The 20,219-nt window shown below is 44.9% G+C and carries 22 protein-coding genes; 14 read left to right on the top strand and 8 right to left on the bottom strand.

Features of this window, described 5'->3' with window-relative positions:
* Positions 1-159 precede the first annotated feature (159 nt).
* On the bottom strand, positions 160-789 hold the full coding sequence (locus DKT75_RS22280; protein WP_245923193.1) for a 3D domain-containing protein: 630 nt from the start codon (positions 787-789) through the stop codon (positions 160-162).
* Positions 790-1,214: 425 nt separating this feature from the next.
* Here DKT75_RS22280 and DKT75_RS11940 point away from each other — a divergent pair, with 425 nt between their 5' ends.
* The 9 genes from DKT75_RS11940 to tatC all read left to right on the top strand — a co-directional run bounded on the left by DKT75_RS11940 (position 1,215) and on the right by tatC (position 6,768).
* Positions 1,215-1,715, top strand: a complete 501-nt coding sequence (locus DKT75_RS11940; protein WP_109823668.1) for a hypothetical protein — start codon at positions 1,215-1,217, stop codon at positions 1,713-1,715.
* 148 nt (positions 1,716-1,863) lie between these two features.
* Positions 1,864-2,457 (top strand): imidazoleglycerol-phosphate dehydratase HisB, encoded by a 594-nt coding sequence (hisB, locus tag DKT75_RS11935; RefSeq protein ID WP_109823667.1) that lies wholly within the window; start codon positions 1,864-1,866, stop codon positions 2,455-2,457.
* A gap of 13 nt (positions 2,458-2,470) precedes the next feature.
* Entirely contained in the window at positions 2,471-3,124 is a 654-nt protein-coding gene (hisH, locus tag DKT75_RS11930) for an imidazole glycerol phosphate synthase subunit HisH (RefSeq protein ID WP_109823666.1), read from the top strand.
* The gene (hisA, locus tag DKT75_RS11925) at positions 3,124-3,861 is read left to right on the top strand and encodes a 1-(5-phosphoribosyl)-5-[(5-phosphoribosylamino)methylideneamino]imidazole-4-carboxamide isomerase (RefSeq protein ID WP_109823665.1); all 738 of its coding nucleotides are present in this window, start codon (positions 3,124-3,126) and stop codon (positions 3,859-3,861) included. Before hisH ends, hisA begins: the two co-directional genes overlap by 1 nt.
* Positions 3,861-4,634, top strand: a complete 774-nt coding sequence (gene hisF / locus DKT75_RS11920; RefSeq protein ID WP_109823664.1) for an imidazole glycerol phosphate synthase subunit HisF — start codon at positions 3,861-3,863, stop codon at positions 4,632-4,634. Before hisA ends, hisF begins: the two co-directional genes overlap by 1 nt.
* The gene (locus DKT75_RS11915) at positions 4,631-4,954 is read left to right on the top strand and encodes a phosphoribosyl-ATP diphosphatase (RefSeq protein WP_109823663.1); all 324 of its coding nucleotides are present in this window, start codon (positions 4,631-4,633) and stop codon (positions 4,952-4,954) included. Before hisF ends, DKT75_RS11915 begins: the two co-directional genes overlap by 4 nt.
* A gap of 13 nt (positions 4,955-4,967) precedes the next feature.
* A complete protein-coding gene (gene tatA, locus DKT75_RS11910; RefSeq protein WP_109823662.1) occupies positions 4,968-5,225 on the top strand; it encodes a twin-arginine translocase TatA/TatE family subunit in 258 nt (85 codons plus the stop codon).
* Positions 5,226-5,255: 30 nt separating this feature from the next.
* The gene (gene tatB, locus DKT75_RS11905; protein ID WP_109823661.1) at positions 5,256-5,603 is read left to right on the top strand and encodes a Sec-independent protein translocase protein TatB; all 348 of its coding nucleotides are present in this window, start codon (positions 5,256-5,258) and stop codon (positions 5,601-5,603) included.
* Positions 5,596-6,768: a twin-arginine translocase subunit TatC gene (gene tatC, locus DKT75_RS11900; protein WP_109823660.1), complete on the top strand. Its 1,173-nt coding sequence runs from the start codon at positions 5,596-5,598 to the stop codon at positions 6,766-6,768. The genes tatB and tatC overlap by 8 nt, the downstream gene beginning before the upstream one ends.
* A gap of 93 nt (positions 6,769-6,861) precedes the next feature.
* On the opposite strand, the gene DKT75_RS11895 is transcribed toward tatC, so the two are convergent.
* The 7 genes from DKT75_RS11895 to DKT75_RS11865 form a co-directional block, all read right to left on the bottom strand.
* Positions 6,862-7,368, bottom strand: coding sequence for a hypothetical protein (locus DKT75_RS11895; protein ID WP_109823659.1), 507 nt, complete (start codon positions 7,366-7,368; stop codon positions 6,862-6,864).
* A 12-nt stretch (positions 7,369-7,380) separates the two neighbouring features.
* Positions 7,381-9,489 carry an LruC domain-containing protein gene (locus tag DKT75_RS11890; protein WP_109823658.1) on the bottom strand — a complete coding sequence of 703 codons (2,109 nt, stop codon included), beginning with the start codon at positions 9,487-9,489 and terminating at the stop codon, positions 7,381-7,383.
* 96 nt (positions 9,490-9,585) lie between these two features.
* Entirely contained in the window at positions 9,586-10,326 is a 741-nt protein-coding gene (locus tag DKT75_RS11885; protein ID WP_109823657.1) for a dolichyl-phosphate beta-glucosyltransferase, read from the bottom strand.
* Entirely contained in the window at positions 10,319-10,720 is a 402-nt protein-coding gene (gene arnF, locus DKT75_RS11880; RefSeq protein ID WP_109823656.1) for a 4-amino-4-deoxy-L-arabinose-phosphoundecaprenol flippase subunit ArnF, read from the bottom strand. The genes DKT75_RS11885 and arnF overlap by 8 nt, the downstream gene beginning before the upstream one ends.
* Positions 10,720-11,070, bottom strand: a complete 351-nt coding sequence (locus tag DKT75_RS11875) for an EamA family transporter (protein WP_109823655.1) — start codon at positions 11,068-11,070, stop codon at positions 10,720-10,722. The genes arnF and DKT75_RS11875 overlap by 1 nt, the downstream gene beginning before the upstream one ends.
* Entirely contained in the window at positions 11,063-12,613 is a 1,551-nt protein-coding gene (locus DKT75_RS11870) for an ArnT family glycosyltransferase (protein ID WP_109823654.1), read from the bottom strand. The genes DKT75_RS11875 and DKT75_RS11870 overlap by 8 nt, the downstream gene beginning before the upstream one ends.
* 92 nt (positions 12,614-12,705) lie before the next feature.
* Entirely contained in the window at positions 12,706-13,581 is an 876-nt protein-coding gene (locus tag DKT75_RS11865; protein WP_211665394.1) for an ankyrin repeat domain-containing protein, read from the bottom strand.
* A 317-nt stretch (positions 13,582-13,898) separates the two neighbouring features.
* Between DKT75_RS11865 and DKT75_RS11860 the strand changes: the two genes are divergently transcribed.
* The 5 genes from DKT75_RS11860 (at position 13,899) to DKT75_RS11840 (ending at position 20,127) form a co-directional block, all read left to right on the top strand.
* Positions 13,899-15,758, top strand: a complete 1,860-nt coding sequence (locus DKT75_RS11860) for a BRCT domain-containing protein (RefSeq protein ID WP_109823652.1) — start codon at positions 13,899-13,901, stop codon at positions 15,756-15,758.
* Positions 15,759-15,887: 129 nt separating this feature from the next.
* The gene (locus tag DKT75_RS11855; protein ID WP_109823651.1) at positions 15,888-16,520 is read left to right on the top strand and encodes a TetR/AcrR family transcriptional regulator; all 633 of its coding nucleotides are present in this window, start codon (positions 15,888-15,890) and stop codon (positions 16,518-16,520) included.
* A gap of 35 nt (positions 16,521-16,555) precedes the next feature.
* Positions 16,556-17,305, top strand: coding sequence for an electron transfer flavoprotein subunit beta/FixA family protein (locus DKT75_RS11850; protein WP_109823650.1), 750 nt, complete (start codon positions 16,556-16,558; stop codon positions 17,303-17,305).
* A gap of 1 nt (position 17,306) precedes the next feature.
* Positions 17,307-18,233, top strand: coding sequence for an electron transfer flavoprotein subunit alpha/FixB family protein (locus tag DKT75_RS11845; RefSeq protein ID WP_109823649.1), 927 nt, complete (start codon positions 17,307-17,309; stop codon positions 18,231-18,233).
* A gap of 109 nt (positions 18,234-18,342) precedes the next feature.
* A complete protein-coding gene (locus DKT75_RS11840; protein ID WP_109823648.1) occupies positions 18,343-20,127 on the top strand; it encodes an acyl-CoA dehydrogenase in 1,785 nt (594 codons plus the stop codon).
* The last annotated feature ends 92 nt before the right edge of the window (positions 20,128-20,219 follow it).

Here is a 20,219-nt window from a genome sequence, read left to right as displayed (position 1 = left end):
ATGCTTCTCAATTTATTCTATAAATATAGCAGCTAATAAAATTCCTATTGTTTCTTTTTTGTAAAACTCATTCACGATTACAAAAGTTTAAGACACAAAAAAGCCCCTGACTCTTTCGAGTAGGGGCTTCTTCTGTCGCTACATATCAAGCTGACGAGGTTATTGCCACTCTATTTCAACTTTTTTGCGTCCCCATTTGAACGCCTTTTTCAGATCTTTACCCATGTAGATATCGATCTTTTTCTTCCAACGCTTGTTCATCTTATCTAGAACAAGGTACTCGCCATCCAAGCCCTTAATACGGACTTTAGTGCGGTGCTTCATGCCGTACTTGTTAAGCATGTCACGAGACACGGCAATAACTTTCATACCTGGCTTTAAGCGATCATTCCAAGCTGCAATATTTGGCGTACTGTCAGTTTGGTTTGCATGAGACGTGTATGCAGTCGCTTCAACAGTCATTGTCTTATAACGTTTCGAAGACCCTGCTGCTTTGACCAAATACTTATTAGATTTCTTTGCTTTTGCAACGGTTAGCTTTTTCTTAGCGACCGACTTCTTTGCAACTTTTGAAGGCTTATTAGCCTTTGAAGTAGCTGCTACCTTTTCATTCAACTGGTCTGCTAAAAGTTCTAGCTTGTGTTTTCTATAAAGAATCGCAACATCACGAATCAATTGTTTACTATCGTAAGATTCAGATTTGTCTTGTGCAAGAGCAACGTTAGATAGTGGCAGGAACATTGTGACAAGTGCCAACATCATCAAACGTTTTAACAAAATTACATTCATATTTTTAGCCCCATTAAAAAAACTCGGGGTCACGACTTAAAGAAACTGAATTCTATAGCGGGGTTTTTTCTTATACAAGCCGAATACGTTGTATTTAAACCAAAAATCACCACCAAAGTGTCTCCTAATAGCAACAAAACCCGCTTTTGACTCATTTTGAGACGAAAGGTACCATTAAAAAATAATATTAATGAAATATTAAGGATTAATTTTGAACACTCGAAAAACAGGTTCATTTTAATTTTGTAGGTGAATTTCATCTCCATAATGTCTCCACTATTTCACTATAGTATGAATATTGGCTGGGCTTTTTTTCAGCAATATAGTCAGATTATTTGCGATTGAGTCCACTGATGAGGTAAACCTTGTCTCTGTAACTAGCCGCATAGATAATGTAATTACTCAATATGGGAATAGAGATAACAATGTCACTTAAGAATAACAAACTAATTCAGGCTACTTCAGTAGTGCTTTTATCAGCTGCTTGCTTCACTAGCAGTCACGCGGCTGATAGCAAAATCACGAAAGATAAGTTTGCTTTTGGTTATCAATACACTGTTGAGTCCAGCGGGTTTAGTGGCCGAATGGAAATTTCAGATAAGTTGTCAGCACAGGCAATTGTCGGTGTATTCGGTGACGTGTCTAACTACACGCTTCGTGGTCGTTACCACCTAGCCACTGACCAAAAGTGGGATGCATACGCTTATGTAAGCGCAGGTCTATATACATGGGAAGATGACGATTTCGCTGGTGAAAATGAATTCGGCGTTGGTGCAGGTATTGGCATGGAATACGACTGGCAGAACCTTGACGCTGGCTTCCCGCCGATCACTTGGAGTTTTGAGCTGGATATGAATACTGCTGAGTTTGATAACTACGACTACTCAAAGTTTGCAATCGGCATAGGCGCACACTACCGTTTCTGATCGCTCCTAGGCCGAGAAAGACACCTTGTCTTAGCCATTATCACACCCATATTATTAGCAATAAATGCTAGCACACGATCATTGGGGTAGGGTTATCCGTCCATTATCTTGTGTTATCATATGAACATATTTATTGAGGCAAAAGACTATGGCAGAACGTACCGCAACCATTGAACGCGATACTTTGGAAACACAGATAACAGTATCTGTAAATCTTGATGGGACAGGTAAGTCTCGCTTTGATACAGGTGTTCCTTTCCTAGAGCATATGCTTGAGCAAGTTTCTCGTCACGGCATGATTGATCTTGAGATCACGGCTAAAGGTGATTTGCATATCGATGATCACCACACGGTTGAAGATATTGGTATCACGCTTGGACAAGCATTTGCTAAAGCCATTGGTAACAAAAAAGGCATTCGTCGCTACGGACATTCTTATGTACCGTTAGATGAAGCTTTGTCACGCGTTGTCATCGACTTCTGTGGCCGCCCTTCTCTTATCGATAACGTTGACTACAAACGTGCCAGCCTTGGCAAATTTGATACTGACCTATTCCATGAGTTTTTCCAAGGGTTTGTAAACCACGCACAGGTTTCGCTTCACCTTGATAACCTTCGCGGCCGAAATGCTCACCACATTGCAGAGACTATCTTTAAGTCGTTCGGACGTACTTTGCGTATGGCGACAGAGCTTGACCCTCGCATGCAGGGAATACTTCCGTCCACTAAAGGCGCTTTGTAAGGAAACCTATTAGATGCCAGTTATTGCTGTTGTTGATTACAACATGGGCAACTTGCGCTCGGTCACTCAGGCCTTGCAGCACGTTGCTCCGTCACATTCTACGATTGATGTTACCTCTACCCCTGAAGACATCTACGCTGCTGACTATGTCGTATTTCCAGGTCAAGGCGCTGCGCGTGACTGCATGAGTGAGTTGCAGAAACGTGATCTTATCGGTGCGGTGAAAGATGCCGCCCGTAGTAAACCGTTCTTAGGTATTTGCATGGGTATGCAGGTATTACTTGATCATAGTGAAGAAAACCAAGGCACAGACTGCATGGGTTTCTTCAAAGGTGAAGTAAAGCACTTTGAAGGTATTATTGGTCGTACAGATGCTGATGGTCAGCGTTTGAAGATCCCACAAATGGGTTGGAATCGCATTGATCAGACACAAGATCATCCGCTGTGGAATGGCATTGAATCTGGCAGTCGTTTTTACTTCGTGCATAGCTACTTTGTAGACCCAGCTGAAGCCTCATTGACGGCTGGTACGACTGACTTTGGCATCAAATACACCAGCGCGCTTGCTCGCGACAATGTATTTGCTATACAGGCACACCCCGAGAAAAGCGCGGATGATGGCCTACAATTATTAAGAAACTTCACCCAATGGGATGGTCAAAGCTAATGTTATTAATCCCCGCGATTGATTTAAAAGATGGAAAATGTGTCCGCCTACGCCAAGGCTTAATGGAAGATGTGACTGTCTTCTCTGACAACCCTGTTGATACCGCAAAGCGCTGGGTCGACGCAGGTACTAAACGTTTACATCTCGTTGACCTAAATGGTGCCTTTGAAGGTAAGCCAGTGAACGGCGAAGTGGTTAAGGCCATTGCTCAAGCATTCCCTGATCTGCCTATTCAAATTGGTGGTGGTATTCGTGACGAAGAGACGGTTCAAGCTTACTTAGATGCAGGCGTTCAGTACTGCATCATTGGAACTAAAGCGGTTCAAGACCCTCAGTTCGTTATTGATCTATGCGCTAAATTTCCTGGCCATATCATTGTTGGTATTGACGCTAAAAACGGCATGGTGGCTACTGACGGTTGGGCTGAAGAGTCAACGACCTCTGCCATTGATCTTGCTCAGAAGTTTGAGAAAGCGGGTGTTAGCGCGATTGTTTACACAGACATCGCACGTGACGGCATGATGCAGGGCGTGAACATTGATGAGACAGTAAAACTTGCTGAGAGCATCTCTATCCCTGTGATCGCTTCTGGCGGTGTGACCAATATGGATGACATCAAAGGCTTGCTAGAAGTAGAGTCTCGCGGTGTGAGTGGCACAATCCTTGGCCGTTCTATCTATGAAGGCACGATTGATCTAGCTGAAGCTCAAGCTTACGTAGACTCGGTGGCAAGCTAATGGGACTAGCTAAGCGCATTATTCCTTGCTTGGATGTTGATAATGGTCGCGTTGTTAAAGGCGTGAACTTTGTTGATATTCGTGACGCAGGAGATCCAGTTGAGGTGGCGGCACGTTATAACCGTGAAGGTGCTGACGAAATTACATTCTTAGATATTACTGCTAGCTCGGATGACCGTGCGACGACAGTTGATATGGTAGAAAAGATTGCTTCTCAGGTATTTATTCCGCTAACAGTTGGCGGTGGTATTCGTAAACTGGAAGACGTACGTCGCATGCTCAATGCGGGGGCGGATAAAGTAGCAATCAACACCGCTGCTATTCACAACCCTGAGTTAGTGCGCGAAGCGACAAACTACTTCGGCTCACAATGTATCGTGGTTGCTATTGACGCTAAAAAAGTAAGTGAAGAAGGCGAGCCAGACCGTTGGGATATTTTTACCCATGGTGGACGTCGCGATACCGGCATTGATGCGGTTGAGTGGGCAATAAAAATGGCTGAGTACGGCGCTGGTGAATTGCTAGTGACAAGTATGGATCGTGATGGAACAAAGGCAGGATTTAACATATCTTTAACAAAAGCCATCACAGATGCTGTTAATATTCCGGTGATAGCATCGGGCGGTGTTGGAAACCTTCAACATTTAGCCGATGGTGTAACACTCGGTGGTGCTGATGCTGTATTAGCAGCGAGCATTTTCCACTTTTCAGAATATACGGTTGGTGAAGCTAAAGAATACATGGCTGAGCAAGGTATTGAGGTTCGAGTATGACGCAAAACACACTCAGCGAATTAGCTGCGGTGCTTGAGTCACGAAAGTCAGCGGCTGCTGACAGCTCATACGTTGCAAAGCTTTATAGTAAAGGCACTGACGCGATCTTGAAGAAGGTCGGCGAAGAAGCTACTGAAGTCGTGATGGCGGCTAAAGATGGTGTGCCTGAAAAGATTGTCTATGAAGTCGCTGACTTGTGGTTTCATACGATGGTACTTTTAGCAGAACAGGGTTTGCATCCGGATGCGGTATTGGAAGAACTCCAACGTCGTGTCGGAACTTCAGGATTGGTTGAAAAAGCCAGCCGTAAAAAAGATTAATTAGGAGCGATTTATGTTGTTTGCAATTGGTATGCCTAGCATTGCCTCGTTAGTTATCATACTAGTGATTGTTTTATTATTGTTTGGCACAAAGCGTTTAAAGAACGCTGGTGGTGATTTGGGTGGCGCAATCAAGAACTTCAAAGACTCTTTAACTAAGGCTAAAGATGACGCGAAAGATGCAGCATCTGACAAGGTAGAGCAAGTTGAAAGCGCTGACTCAAAAGTGATTGATGCTGAAGTTAAAGTAAAAGATAACAACAACGTCTAATTTTGATTCACCGAATGCATAGGAATTGCCATGTTTGATATGAGTGGTCTGGAAATGCTGCTAGTGGGCGTCATTGCCCTGCTAGTGATTGGCCCTGAGCGCCTACCAGGCGTGGCAAAAACTATTGGTACTTGGGTGGGTAAGGCAAAAGCCTTTATTAATACCACCAAAGCTGACCTTGAGCGTGAGATCAATGCATCTGAGATGCGTGACTTACTAGCCAACCAGAAAAAAGAAATCGACGAGCTTCGCACCATGGTTGATGAAACGAAGAAAGACTTCACTGACCAAGCAAACGAGCTTAAAGATGATTTCAATAGCGGCATTCAAAATGCTGCTGATGCCATGAAACCAGAAAAAGCGAAACACGATGAGTAATGCAGGTACTAATCACGCTGAAGATTCAAAACTCAGCAGTTTCGTCTCACACCTAATCGAACTACGCGACCGCATGTTGCGTATGGTGATTGCAGTTGCCGTGGTATTTATCGTGTTAGCGCCCTTTGCTAAACATGTCTACGCTATCTTTGCGATGCCACTAACCGATACTGGCGTGCAAATGATCAGTATTGCACCCGCTGCACCGCTACTCATTCCTTATAAGCTGACCTTGATGGTCGCTTTCCTGATTGCACTGCCCTATGTGTTTTATCAGGCGTGGCAATTTATTGCGCCAGGTTTGTACAAACACGAGAAGCGCATTGCCGTCCCCATGATTACCTCTAGCGTTATTTTGTTCTACATGGGCGTGCTGTTTGCGTACTTTGTATTACTCAAAATGATGTTTACAGTCATTCCATTGTTCTTGCCTGATGCGGTTAACTACACTCCCGATATTGGTGAGTATCTCGACTTTGTGATGATGATGTTTATTGCGTTTGGTTTTTGCTTTGAGATGCCAATAGCAACGATTTTGCTTATCAGTACAGGGGTTACCACTGCCGAGAAGCTTGCTACAAAGCGTCCTTACGTGATTGTTGGTGCATTTGTTGTTGGGATGGTTTTGACGCCGCCTGACGTGATCTCACAGATCCTGCTAGCAATTCCTATGTGGCTGCTGTTTGAGTTAGGACTATTCTTAAGTAAGTTCTTTGATCTACGTCTTAAACAAGCGACTGATGCGCGCAAGAAACGCAATGAGAACGCTGGCGATGAAAGTCCTTCTGAATCTTTAGAGTCTGACTCGACTGAACGCTCACCCTCTTCTGCTTCTGCAGCAGGTGCAGTAGCCGCGACTAGCGTTGCTGATCAAGCCGATGCCTTATGGTCTGAGAGTGACGAAAAGGGTCATGACTACAGTGATGCAGATGAAGCTCAAGCGTATGAAGCGTTTGAAAACTATCACCCACGCTCTAACGAAGAGTTAGATGCTGAGCTAGATGCGATCGCTGAGGAAGAAGCGTTAGACAAAAAGAAAGAGCCTGAAGATAAGACAAGCCGTGATGATGACAGTCAGCCTACTGATAAGTCAGCTAATAACGATTCTGACTCTTCAAGCACTAGCGGTAGTTCTGATACTAGCGGCTCTGATAGCAGCAGTTAATATCAACTAAAGCACCAAATTAAAAGGGCTGAATCATTTCTGATTCGGCCCTTTTAATTTGCGGATGTAACAATCTAAGCAGTTAAAAGACTCTTAACGCCACACTAGCTTTTGCGCACCTGCTCCTCGGCCAGCAAGTCTTGCACCAAGCTCCAAAGCAAATTCTTTATAGACTGGTTCAATACTTGAGTCCTTGAACCAGACAACGCCAACAACAACATTGATGTCATTGGTCACTTCCATTGCACCACTATAAATACCGTTAACAAGCGGCGCTTGTAAGGTACAGCTATCGTAGTTTATATCGTATATATCATCAGTCTTTGAGTAGTCAGAACAGACCGACATCAAGCCGGGAGTTGTTCTTGCTGCTGCAACATCAAAATCAATCGCAATTGATCGTGACGTAGCAAAGTCAAAGTCAGCAGAGCTTTCTAGATCTGCAGTATTTTCCTGTAAAGGTGTCTCAGTATCAGGGTTGGCACCAACTGTTGTTGTATCACCATCTGCATTAGCACTCGTGCTTGTTTCTGAGTCACCACCGCCGCCACAGGCTGTTAACAAAACAGTCAGGGACAACATCGTTATTAATTTTTTCATTAGTGTTATTCCTTAGTCTTTGAACAAGATAGATTCGACGGCATTGTTAAACGTATACCATGATGGATTCTCAAGACCTTCACTACGTACAAAGCTAGGGAACTGAGGGTAAGCATGTGTTACGTCACGATACTCTTTCGGGTACTGCCAGCGATTTCCAAGCTCCAATGCCCAAGGCATGCCTTTCGTTGTTTGATAAAAGTGTTTAGCAGCTGGGTCTGACGCATCCTGACCTGAACCATTCATCAATGAATAATCAAATGCTTCTGTCGCATGTTGGTTTTTCAAGTGAATCTCATAGCTACGTCCTGGAGGTGAGTCAAAGTGACTACCGTGCCATGCACCCGGTGTTGCAAATAAGAACGGATCAAATACACCTGCAATATCACTTTCAACGGGTGTTTTAAATGGAATAGTTAGGTTGAAACGCATCTGAACATTCGACCCACAACCCGCTTCTGTACGGTAGAACAAGCAATCTTCACCGGCACTGACATAACTCCACGTGTTATAAGCAAGAATAAATATTGCTTCATGACGACCTGCTTCCAGTGGAGAATAGTCTGCTATTACTGGACGATCATTGATCGTATAACTAATGTCTTCTTCGTTAATCTGATCACGCAAAATATCTGGTAGACGAATACCAAAACCATTATGGTAGTTTGCACCAACAGCCGCTAACTCACCTTTGATATTGATTGCAGTCACTTCACCGTTGGTTCTGTAAACAGAGGTCCGTAGGTAAGTCACTAGATCATTCATATCGTAGTCGCCTTCGTACGGCCAGTTGTCCTCAAAGGCAACTGTCGTCCAGCCACTGCTTGATGGATAGTAGTTTACTGCTGAGCCTTCAACCGTAATGTTGACGTTATAATCTTCAACTTCACCATCGCTCACACCACCATTTGCCCCAACACTTGCGGTTGATGAAAGACGGAAACGAGCCCATGTAGAACCTGCGCTAGCGCCTGCTGGCACCTCAACATAAACAGGCTGCTTGCCTGCTACAACAGACTTATCAATAATGATCTGCTCGTCTGCGTCAAACGTACCGTTTTGGTCTGAATCTAACCAACCACTCAAGATACCGTCGCTTGATGCTTCAACAATAATAACCGCTGTATCACCTGACTGAAGGGTCGTTGCAAACTGCACACCGTCTTCATCATCGTTACTATCTGACTCATCATCAGACAGTGGCATTGGCTTACCATCACTCTCACCATCGACATTACTACCGAGGTAAAGCGTGTTGTTGTCCGTTAAACCATGACGTGCACCATTGTCTTTCAAATACGTGCCGTAAGACTCTGGTGCATCACCGAAGTCAATATTCACATCTGACACGTCTGACACTGGCGCTAATGCACAACGTGCACCGTCATTAATGCTAGATGATGGACCTAAAGCAAATAGTTGAGCAGCGTAATTTCCGCTACCTACGTCAACTTTGAAAATCTTTCCGTCACTGTTACGACTGATGTAAAGGTTCTCATCTACATCAAAGTAAACGGCACCAAACGTGCCTGACTCGCCTGTACTACCTAAGCTTTCAGAAGTACCGCTTTCAACATCAATACGATGTAAGACACCTGTTTTATCGACCGAGTACGCAAAACCATTTGATGGATGGAACGCCATATCAAAGATCCTTAAGCTCAACGATGAGCCGTCAATAACCTTCTCCATGGACATATAATTTTCGGAGTTTTCATCCAAAGAAATACCAAACAAACCGTAGTCACTACCCTTTCGGTAAACGTAATAGGTGTTGTTTGTCAGTGACACATCACCCACATAAAACCCACTACCATCGATAAGATTTGCAACCTCTAGATACTCAACCGTAAAGTCGTTATGGATACGAACAGGCTTTTGTTTTTCATAACCCCAACCATACAAAAAGTTGTCGTTTGGGTTAAAACCCGTCGCATTAACTTTGCTCTTGGTCGCCATATTATCTTGTAATAAACCATAATCACCGGTGACAAGATTGACACCATATGTGGCAGCTATCGCTCCTTGGGTTAGGAACGCTCGAGAAGGGCATTCTGAGAATGATTCAGCCAATACAGCCTGACTACTCAGAAGCAAACTTGCTAATAAAATTCGACGCACTTAATTTCTCTCCCTTATTTTTAAATATATTGCGGGGTAACTTTTAATAATGATATGAGCCGATTAGTATTAAAATCAAGTCCACCCATCTGAAAACTATAGCTTCCGATGAAACCACCTAATAAAGATTAGGTCTCTCAGCATCGAAAGTGAGCTATTGACGGGAGACAGTGTTGAGCCGTCCTTATGCTGCCATTCAACGCCAATCTCTTTAATTTTATAGCCCGACTTTTTAGCGATGTACAAATGCTCCACATCAAAAGCAAAACCGTAAATGCGCTGGAGCAACGCCACATGGTGAGCTGCCTCTCGTCGGTACGCTTTAAAACCGCACTGCGTGTCACGAATCCCTCGAATAGAAACCATATTGACAGCAATGTTAAATACACCGCTCATGATTCCTCGATACCACGGCTTCTCCTCCACGACAGAGTTTTCCATATTTCTTGAGCCAATGACCACGTCATAACCTTGATCAAACCACTCAAGCAATTTGTTCGTCTCACTAATCGGCGTTGAGAGGTCTGCGTCTGTGAACAAAACAATATCGCCTGAAGCGCGCATCATGCCTCGAGCAATCGAATACCCTTTACCAACATTTTTGATATTTTCCATGAGCACACCTTCATCGTGCTCATTCACTTCTTTGCCATAAATGTCGATGAACTTCACTATCTCAGTGGTCAAGTCACTTGACCCATCATCAACAACGATGATTTCGCTGCGATAGGATTGCTTCGACAAGTAGTCTTTAATTTCATACAACGAGTCAGCAATACGTGACTGCTCGTTATAAGCAGGAATAATAACGGATAGATAAGGTGCGCCATTACTCATGGGCGACTCCTTTTGGTTTACTTGCAATGACAATAACGCCAACGATGATTAAGGCAATGCCCATAGTCTTTTGTCTAGTCAACGACTCTTCTAATGCAGGTATAAAATACGCGCCGAGGTATACAACAATATAACCAAGGCTCAATAACGGATACGCCATACTTAAAGGTAAAGCGCGTAACACCTTCAGCCACAACAACATCGCCACAAGGTAACAGGCAATGCCCGCAGCAACCCATGCCACAGGAATGAGTGCGGGCACCGTGAACGCTGTAAAGAAGGCATACACGTGATCTTGCAATGGCGACAACTGTTGTATGCCGAGCTTCATCATCAACTGACCGATAGCTCCAGCCATGATAGATGCAGTGACGTAAGCGATTAATTGTGACATCAGGTCGCTCCCATCAAACAGCTAACGCCTAAAATAATAAATGCCGCACCGACCCAGCGTCTCATAGGAATGTGTTCCTTAAATAACCATCGAGCCAATAACATCACTGCGATATAGCTCAAGCTCAACATAGGGTAAGCCTGACTCACCGACAGCTCACTTAACACAACCAACCACAACACCAGCCCAAAGCCTAAGCAAACAAAGCTTAGCCACACGTAAGGGCTTCTAAGAAAAGACTGAGATTCATTATCATCAAGTCGCAGTGCCGCTAACTTTTGAAAGATCTGTGCGACACTTGATAGAACAATAGAAAAGAACAGCGCGATATAAATAACCAGATCACTCACTTTCTGCCTCCTTGAGAAAGGCTTTCATCGCTTTTCCCCGTTGAAATAAGTCATCGTTTTGCAGTGAAATACTGGGCTGCTTAGTCCGCTGATATAAGCCAAGCGAGCCTTTCTTTTGGCGACTCATGACTTCACTCGTTTTATAGTCCATCAATACCACGGGCGTGTAGCCACGCATTTTCAGTATCTTGCGAATGGTTTTATTCAGATTAGGGTGAAGTCGGTCATTCAAATAAACGTAACTAAACTTAGAATCCCAAAGCGCCTCTACGACATCCTTCTTTTCATATAAACCATCACGATTGTTGTCCAACCACTTCGACTCTTTAATATGCCCTTGCGGCACTTTTCCAAACCCAAGGTAACGAAATAAATAAGGATCTTCACTGAGGATCGTTGTCTCAACATCTAATCGCCCTTCAACCGCTTTGATAACAGGAGAGACATCCACATAGGCAATTTCTGCCTGCTTCAACTGCTGAAAATTTAATAGTGCGTAAGCGACTAACAGTAGTGCTAAACATGCTTGCTTAATAAGAGAGTGGCCAGACTGCAGCACTTGAGCAACCAGCCATGCGCTTGCTGCCAACAAAAATAGATTGGCAAAGACCAAGTGCTTATATAAAGAGATCATGTTCAATGCTTGCAAGTGGTAAGCCACTATTGGCAGTGACAGCAACGCTAACAACCATAAATAAACGCCCTGCTTTTGCAGTAAACCCTTCAACCCATCTCGGTAGGCAACATAGCCAACAGCAAGTAAGCAACTCAATAACGCTGGCCATACATAACTTAAAATAGACCTTAGAACATACTCCAAGCTTCCGTTACTACCGCCATGCACATTTTGAATTTGTACCCTATAAAGCACCTGCAATGACTCCCAGTGCAACGCGGCATACGCCAATAAAATACCGCCAACACCCAGACCAAATAAGATAGCCATTCGCGGGGAACGCACAAGCATAATGATCGACAAGAAAGGCAGGTATAACACCACGACATATTTACTCGTCACCGACAGACTGATGAAGACAATAGAGAGCAGTAAGTATAAATAGCGAGAAGTAGACTGCCGCTGACAGGCCAAAACTATGGGTGCTAATGACAGTGCAAAGAAGGCAAAGCTAATAATGTCGTAGGTTGCAAAGCGACTAATAAACAGATGTATGGATTGTGTGGCAAGCAATGTCACCGCAATTAATGCCGTCAGGTGGCTTCGCCAAAGTGCATACACAAACGCGTACAGACCCACCAAAGACAATAAACCAAACGCGCCTGCCACCATGCGTGCACCATGAAAGCCACCTAAAACCCGCTCGCCCCAACCTAAGAGATACCAATTTAAGTCCGAGCCAAAGATATAAATATAAGTCGCCCAAGCCTTGCCTGCCCACAACTGGCGGCCAACGAACAGGTAGTCATACTCATCCATGTGGCCTGCGTTAAAGCCAAACTGCGTCCGCAGGAAGGCAGAGCCACACAGCAGTAGCAATAGGCTGATCAAGAATAGTGAAGGCGTACGCCCTGATAAGGCTAACATGGGCTTTAAATCCCGTTTATTTTTATTATCTATTAACCATACAAAATAAGACTAACTGCCGCAACATCGTTCCGCTGAACTGCGGCTAAAACTCAGTGACATTCTCGCTGTGCTAATGCGTGATTATCCATTAACAAGTCAACGACACGCTCTTGCGCATTACGAAAGGCCAAGTCTAAAGCCATAATCCCATCGCATCGTTTGCCACCTATCCCCAAGTTTGGGTTAGCACCTCGCTGAATAAGCGCACGTGACAGCGGGTAATGGTCTTGCTCAACCGCTAACTGCAATGCAGAGCGACCAAGGTACAAATTAGGATCTGCTTTATAACGTAGCAACAAGTCAGCCGAACGAAAGTCACCCTTGGCAGCCGCAATCACAAGTGGATAATCAACATCCGCTTGCTTGCCTAATAAGTTTGGATTGGCACCGTTTTGCAGCAAGAACTCAAACATAGCGTAGTTTGTGTCCTGACTCTGCAATAACAAACTCAACATATTCATCTCACCGTTCGCTAACAGGTGCGACTTAGCCCCGTTACGCAGCAAGAAGCGCACTAAATGATACGATTTGCTTTTAATAGCGGTATACAAAGGCGATGCTGGAAGCCATTGAGGCTGTGCTGACAGGTTAGCACCTGCTTGAACTAACAGCTCAGTACGTCTTAAGCTGCCCTCTTGCACTGCTTTTAGTAAGGCCAAGGACAGTTTACGTTGATAATTACGCCCTGCACCCGAGTAAGCAACTGTTGGGCACTGAGAAAGAAAACCTTCGCGCATCTGTAAACGATGACGGCGATCTCTTCCACTCATGCTATTACATTCTGTATTCCAACGGTTGAAGTCGCTAGACCACTGAGAACCATGAAAGCCACACTGATTAAATAGGTTACGGCTGTTTTGCTCTACACTTTTATGCGCATACGCTAGGCATTCATTTGCAGTCGCAATCGAACTGATTGAGAGCATAAGTACTACGCTGATTAATAGGCGCAAAATCGCCCGCTGCAGATGCATAATTTAGTTACTTCCCGCCTGCCCAAAGATGTTATGCAAGTAATCGGCGCCTTAGGGGAAACGCTTAATACTTCTCTATTTGTAGAGTGCATATGTGACAAAAAAACATACTAACATCATTAAAGACACTTAATATCGATAATTAGCCATCATATCCTTAAATAAGTAATCGCCAGATAAACGGCCGAAATGTCACTACATCCATTGTTTTCTCCATAATTCTATTTAATGATAGAATGGCTGGCTAACTATTCGCACCGGAGTACTGCGTGAGCCAAGCCATAAAACCTGCTGCTGATATGACCACTAAAGAGTTGGTTACATTTCTACAAGAAGCTAACCAAGCCTACAGAAGTGGTGAGCCAATCATTGCTGATGAGACTTATGACCAGATTTATCTCAAAACGTTGCAACAACGTGAGCCTAATCACCCATTCTTAAACGCAGTAGAACCGGAGTCCGATGTTGTTAGCACTAATAAAAAAGTGCGCCACGAGACGCCTATGCTCTCAACAGACAAAGCTTACACGCAGGAAGAAATTACTGCTTACGTTAACCGCGTACTCAAAATTGCTGAGAAACTAAAGCTGCCGCTCGACACTATCCAGTTCCGTATCACTCCTAAGCTAGACGGTATGGCCGCTCGATATAGCAATGACATACTGGCAACTCGTGGTAATGGCCAACTAGGTAACGACATTACTCGAAACATCGCGAGAGGCTTACAAACGCTGGGTGGCGCAAACGCAGGCACCGGAGAAATCGTCATCAGTAAGCGTTACTTTGACGATAATCTCAGCGACCAGTTCTCACACCCTCGCAACTTCGTCACAGGCCTAATTGGTGCGGATAATCTCAGCCCTGAAGCCGTTGAAGCCATGCAAGATAAAGTGGTTCGCTTTGTACCTTACACCCTGCTCAACCAAGAGCTTTGCAACGCCAACACCTTATCGACTAGAGCCGAAGAACTGTGCGCTAAGGTTGAAAGTGAATGTGAATACCCGGTTGATGGCAGCGTCATCGATGTCATGGATGAGCAACTGCGGGCCGAAATGGGCTCAACTAACCATCATCACAACTGGCAGATCGCTAAAAAACTGGCCGGTGAAACCGCTACGACTACGGTTGAAGGGATCACTTGGCAAACAGGCCGTACGGGTCGCATCACCCCTGTATTAAATGTCACAACGATTAATTTGTCTGGCGCTGACATCTCTAATGTCACGGGCCACAACGCCGGTAATATCCGTAATTTGAATGTTGGTATTGGCGCTCAAATAGAGATCGTTCGTAGTGGTGAAGTCATTCCAAAGCTACTCGCCGTGGTTAAAGAAGGCGAAGAAGCCGTCATTCCAGCAACCTGCTCGGCATGTGACGCACCCGCAGAAATGGAACGTGACTTCTTAGTCTGCCAAAACAATGAATGTGTGGCTAAGGTCGAAGCGCGCTTACAACACTTCTTTACTATACTTGGCAATATCGACTTATTTGGCCCACGCACTATCGAAATACTCGTGTCGAATAACGTGGTAGACCTACCAACTATTTACAAACAAACCGCTGCTGACTTTGAAGCAATGGGCTTTGGTGCAAAGCAGTCTACCAACTTAGTTGAGCAACTTGAGCGCTCCCGCAGCGAACCCGTGGAAGACTGGCGTTTCCTTGCAGCCTTCGGTATTCACCACCTTGGTCGTGGGGACTCTCGAAAATTATTACGCGTCCACAAACTAGAAACTTTAAACACCTTAACCAAAGATCAAATGCTTGAGATTGTTGGCTTTGGGGAAATTACCGCAGAAGCCATTCCGATATCACTCGCCAAAAACTGGCCTGTGATTTCAGAGATGCTAGCGCTTAATTTCACCCTACTTTCTGACGAACCTGTCGAAGCCATTGAAAGCCCCATTACCGGCAAACACATTGTCTTTACTGGCTCAATGGAGCTGCCACGCGGCGATATGCAGGAGCAAGCACGTAAGTTAGGCGCAACCGTTCAGACCAGCGTAAATAAGAAAACTGAGATGCTGGTGATTGGTGACAAAGTTGGTGCTAAGAAGATTGAGAAGGCCGAATCATTAGGCACTCAAGTCATCACCGTTGCAGACTACTTGGCACTTATTAGCGACTAAACGACGGAAATTTAGCGGCTGTTTTAGCCGCTAAATCATCAACTAAGTTGACAAAGTGTGCTGCTAACCATATTCTTGTTCGGAACAAGTAAATAAATTTATGACTGGATAAACCATTTGGCTACCAAAATGAACAGCACTCAAACTAGCTCAAGTACTCGTATGACTCATGCTGAACGTACCGAGCTGTCTGATACCAAAATGTTTGAAGCCGCCGTCTCTTTGATCGTTGAAAAAGGCCTCGATAAAACCACACTTAAAGAAGTGGGTGAAATCGCAGGCTATAGCCGCAGTTTGGCAGGTTACCGCTTCGGTACTAAGGGCAACCTATTCAACTATGTCATCAAACGTGTTGGCGAAGAGTGGTCTAAAGAATTACTGAGTGCCACCGAGGGTAAAACTGGCTTTGAAGCAATTGCCCTCTCAATCGATACTCACTACGAATTTTGTGTTAATGCTCCGCTCACCCGCCGTGCGTTTTACTTACTCTGGTTCAACGCGACTGATATTAGTTCGGAAGTGAGAGAAAGTATGGTCAAAATCCACCAACATCGCCAGAGTGATGTTGAAAAGTGGATAAATGAAGACATTTCAAACGGAAACATAAGTAACGAAATAAACGCTGAAGCAGTGGCAAAGTTGTTTTTAGCGAGCAGTATCGGGATTTTGTACAACTGGTTATTAGAGCCAGAGGCACTATCAACGGTCAAGCAGTTACATGATGACCTTAAGTTATCCGTGCAACGACAATTATTACTCTAGTCCATCGCTAAACCTGCTCTAGGAGAAAGAAATCTGTGAAAATTTTGGTTCCCGTTAAACGTGTAGTTGATGCTTATGTCAGCGTTCGCGTTAAAAGTGATAACACTGGTGTCGACACTGACAACGTGAAGAAGTCACTCAATCCATTCTGTGAAATCGCTGTCGAAGAAGCGATGCGCCTAAAAGAAAAAGGACTTGCTGACGAAGTTATTGTCGTCACTATTGGTGACAAAGACTGCGAAACTACCTTACGTAGTGCCCTTGCATTTGGTGTTGATCGTGCCATTCACATCAAGACTGACAATGTACTACGGCCATTAGCAATCGCTAAAGCACTGGCTAAACTGGTTGAGAAAGAAGCACCACAACTGGTTATCACAGGTAAGCAGTCTATTGATGCTGACAACAACCAAACCGGTCAAATGCTCGCGGCCTTATTAAACTGGCCTCAAGCGACTTTTGCTTCAGAAGTAACGGTCGAAGCTGACAAAGTCACCGTGACACGCGAGATTGACGGCGGTCTAGAAACATTAACAATGGCACTTCCGGCGGTTGTGACCAGTGACTTACGTTTGAATGAGCCTCGTTATCCAAAACTACCTAATATCATGAAAGCGAAAAAGAAGCCTATCGAAGCTATTGAGATCGCTGACTTAGGTGTTTCTACCGCTTCTACGCTAGCGGTACAGCGTGTAGACGAGCCAGCGGAGAGACAAGCAGGTATTAAGGTAGCGGATATTAATGAGCTAATCGAAAAACTGAAAAACGAAGCGCGGGTGATCTAGGATGAGTGTATTAGTAATTGCAGAACATGATAATAGTGAACTGAAATCAGCGACATTAAACGCTATCACTGCGGCTAAAGAACTTGGCGATGTCACAGTACTAGTTGCGGGTTCTGGTAGCCAAAGTGTAGCCGACGCAGCGGCTCAAGTTGCTGGAGTTTCAGCTGTTTTACACAGTGACGCAGCACATTATGAAAACGGTATTGCAGAAGAACTTACACCACTAGTAGTAAGTACAGCGGCTTCTTTTGACTATGTCATCACAGCAGCAACAACCTTTGGTAAGAACTTATTACCACGCGTTTCAGCACTGCTTGATGTTGAGCAAATCTCTGATGTGACGTCAGTGGTTTCAGCAGACACGTTTGTACACCCTGTTTATGCGGGTAACGCACTAGAAACAGTACAAAGCAGTGACGCTAAGAAAGTACTAACCATCCGTACAACAGCCTTTGAAGCAGCAGAGACAACAGGTGGTTCGGCGTCAGTAGAAGCACTAGCAGCAAGTGATGCAGTCGGTACTGTCACACTAGTTGGCCGTGAGCTAACCGTTTCTAACAGACCTGAACTAGGCGCTGCTGAAGTGATTGTATCTGGTGGCCGTGGTGTAGGTAGTGCAGAAAACTTTGCCATTATCGAAGCCCTTGCTGACAAGCTTGGCGCAGCCGTTGGTGCATCCCGTGCTGCTGTTGACGCAGGCTATGTGCCTAACGATTACCAGGTCGGTCAAACCGGTAAAGTGGTTGCACCGAGCTTATACATCGCTATCGGTATCTCGGGTGCTATCCAGCATTTGGCCGGTATGAAAGACAGTAAAGTTATTGTTGCCATCAACAAAGACGAAGATGCACCTATCTTCCAAGTCGCTGACTACGGTTTAGTCGCTGACTTGTTTGACGTAGTACCAGAAATGACAGGCGCGTTATAACCCCCGACTAGTTTACCTATGAAGTAAACAACCACGCCTAACGCAGAAATCAGTCTGCGTTAGGCGCTTATAAAAACAGATAAAAGATGAAATTACTGAGGAGTAAGTCATGTCTAATTATGTTGCACCTACAAAGGAGCTTCAGTTTGTGATGAAGGAACTGGCCGATATCGAGTCAATCGCCAAGTTTCCGGGCTTTGAAGAAGCCACTCCAGACATGATCGAAGCCATTTTAGAAGAAGCCGGTAAACTGGCGACTCACGTCCTCGACCCAATTAACCTCAGTGGTGACCAGCAAGGCGCCAAGTTGGTTGATGGCAAAGTACAAGCAGCCGATGGCTTCAAAGAAGCTTACCAGCAGTTCGCAGAAAGCGGCTGGACCTCAGTCAATATGCCTGAGCAATACGGCGGCCAAGGCCTTCCCTTCCTTATTCAAAGTGCAGCCACTGAGCTGTGGAATGCGTCCAATGCCTCGTTTGCGTTGTGCCCATTACTGACCGCAGGTGCTGTTGAGTCACTGATTGCCCATGGCTCTGATGAGTTAAATGCTATTTACCTTGAGCACATGGTGTCGGGTAACTGGACAGGTACGATGAACCTGACTGAGCCACAGGCTGGCTCTGACTTAGCCGCGGTTCGCACACAAGCGACACCGGAAGGCGATCATTACAAAATCAAAGGACAAAAAATCTATATCACCTGGGGTGATCATGAGATGTCCGAGAATATCGTTCACTTAGTGTTAGCACGTCTACCGGATGCACCAGAGGGTGTGAAAGGTATTTCGTTATTCTTAGTGCCTAAGTTTATGGTGAATGCAGACGGTAGTTTAGGTGAGCGTAACGACGCTTACGCTATCTCGCTAGAACACAAAATGGGTATCCACGCGAGTCCAACCTGCGTCATGAGTTTTGGTGACAATGATGGTGCGATTGGTTACCTCATTGGTGAAGAAAATAACGGCCTTGCATGCATGTTTACCATGATGAACCACGCGCGTTTGGAAGTCGGTATGCAAGGTGTTGGTATTTCTGACCGTGCTTACCAACATGCGGTAAGTTACGCGAAAGAACGTACTCAAGGTCACGCACATGGCCACGAAGGTCGCGTAGCGATTATCAACCATCCTGATGTGCGTCGTATGTTGATGCAGATGCGTAGTTTGACGGAAGCGGCGCGTGCTATTTCGTTTATGTCTTCGCATGCTCATGACGTTAGTCACAACTCACCTGATGCTGAAGAGCGCGCTTACTACAGCCGTCGCTTAGGCTTGCTGACACCTGTGTCTAAAGCATGGTGTACGGAAGTCGGCATGGAAGTGACTTCGTTGGGTGTGCAAGTGCATGGCGGTATGGGTTATATGCAGGAGACGGGCGCTGAGCAATACATGCGTGACGCGCGTATCTTCCCTATTTACGAAGGTACCAACGGCATTCAAGCGAATGACTTAGTAGGTCGTAAACTCCTGCGTGATAAAGGTGTTGCGGTTAACGAGCTGATCGCTGAACTGACTGAGTTTACAGAGCAAGCAAGTGGTCACGAGAATAGCGAAATCGCAACCATTGCGACGATGTTTACTGACTCATTGCATGCATTTGAAGATGCGACGTTGTACTTGCTTGAGACAGGTAGCAAAGATCCAAATATTGCCGCAGCTGCTGCGTTTAACTACATGATGTGCATGGGTGTGATGACAGGTGGATGGTTAATGACTAAGTCTGCGGTTGCTGCTCAAGCGGAGATTGATGGTGGTAATACTGACGCGTTTTATACGAGTAAAGTCACTACCGCTCGCTTTTATGCAGAGCAGATGTTGCCGAGAGTTTTGGCGCATAAGACGGCGGTGTTAAATGGTGAAGAGAGTACTATGACGATGGCGGTTGATGCTTTCTAAGCCATAAGCTTTGCTTTTGTTATTAGTTTATTAAAGCCGACTTGGGAACAGTGATTACAGGAAATGTGAATTTTGATGCTTCGCTGGCAGTA

Source organism: Leucothrix arctica, assembly GCF_003172895.1.
Classification (GTDB): Bacteria; Pseudomonadota; Gammaproteobacteria; order Thiotrichales; family Thiotrichaceae; genus Leucothrix; species Leucothrix arctica.
The sequence above is the reverse complement of the archived record's forward strand: the minus strand, read 5'-3'. Positions and strand labels throughout refer to the sequence as shown.

What these genes read in the sequence shown, in the direction of transcription:
- DKT75_RS22280 (WP_245923193.1), bottom strand. Translation starts at nt 789, where the DNA reads ATGAATGTAATTTTGTTAAAACGTTTGATGATGTTGGCACTTGTCACA.
- DKT75_RS11940 (WP_109823668.1), top strand. Translation starts at nt 1,215, where the DNA reads ATGTCACTTAAGAATAACAAACTAATTCAGGCTACTTCAGTAGTGCTT.
- hisB (WP_109823667.1), top strand. Translation starts at nt 1,864, where the DNA reads ATGGCAGAACGTACCGCAACCATTGAACGCGATACTTTGGAAACACAG.
- hisH (WP_109823666.1), top strand. Translation starts at nt 2,471, where the DNA reads ATGCCAGTTATTGCTGTTGTTGATTACAACATGGGCAACTTGCGCTCG.
- hisA (WP_109823665.1), top strand. Translation starts at nt 3,124, where the DNA reads ATGTTATTAATCCCCGCGATTGATTTAAAAGATGGAAAATGTGTCCGC.
- hisF (WP_109823664.1), top strand. Translation starts at nt 3,861, where the DNA reads ATGGGACTAGCTAAGCGCATTATTCCTTGCTTGGATGTTGATAATGGT.
- DKT75_RS11915 (WP_109823663.1), top strand. Translation starts at nt 4,631, where the DNA reads ATGACGCAAAACACACTCAGCGAATTAGCTGCGGTGCTTGAGTCACGA.
- tatA (WP_109823662.1), top strand. Translation starts at nt 4,968, where the DNA reads ATGTTGTTTGCAATTGGTATGCCTAGCATTGCCTCGTTAGTTATCATA.
- tatB (WP_109823661.1), top strand. Translation starts at nt 5,256, where the DNA reads ATGTTTGATATGAGTGGTCTGGAAATGCTGCTAGTGGGCGTCATTGCC.
- tatC (WP_109823660.1), top strand. Translation starts at nt 5,596, where the DNA reads ATGAGTAATGCAGGTACTAATCACGCTGAAGATTCAAAACTCAGCAGT.
- DKT75_RS11895 (WP_109823659.1), bottom strand. Translation starts at nt 7,368, where the DNA reads ATGAAAAAATTAATAACGATGTTGTCCCTGACTGTTTTGTTAACAGCC.
- DKT75_RS11885 (WP_109823657.1), bottom strand. Translation starts at nt 10,326, where the DNA reads ATGAGTAATGGCGCACCTTATCTATCCGTTATTATTCCTGCTTATAAC.
- arnF (WP_109823656.1), bottom strand. Translation starts at nt 10,720, where the DNA reads ATGTCACAATTAATCGCTTACGTCACTGCATCTATCATGGCTGGAGCT.
- DKT75_RS11870 (WP_109823654.1), bottom strand. Translation starts at nt 12,613, where the DNA reads ATGTTAGCCTTATCAGGGCGTACGCCTTCACTATTCTTGATCAGCCTA.
- DKT75_RS11865 (WP_211665394.1), bottom strand. Translation starts at nt 13,581, where the DNA reads ATGCTCTCAATCAGTTCGATTGCGACTGCAAATGAATGCCTAGCGTAT.
- DKT75_RS11855 (WP_109823651.1), top strand. Translation starts at nt 15,888, where the DNA reads ATGAACAGCACTCAAACTAGCTCAAGTACTCGTATGACTCATGCTGAA.
- DKT75_RS11845 (WP_109823649.1), top strand. Translation starts at nt 17,307, where the DNA reads ATGAGTGTATTAGTAATTGCAGAACATGATAATAGTGAACTGAAATCA.
- DKT75_RS11840 (WP_109823648.1), top strand. Translation starts at nt 18,343, where the DNA reads ATGTCTAATTATGTTGCACCTACAAAGGAGCTTCAGTTTGTGATGAAG.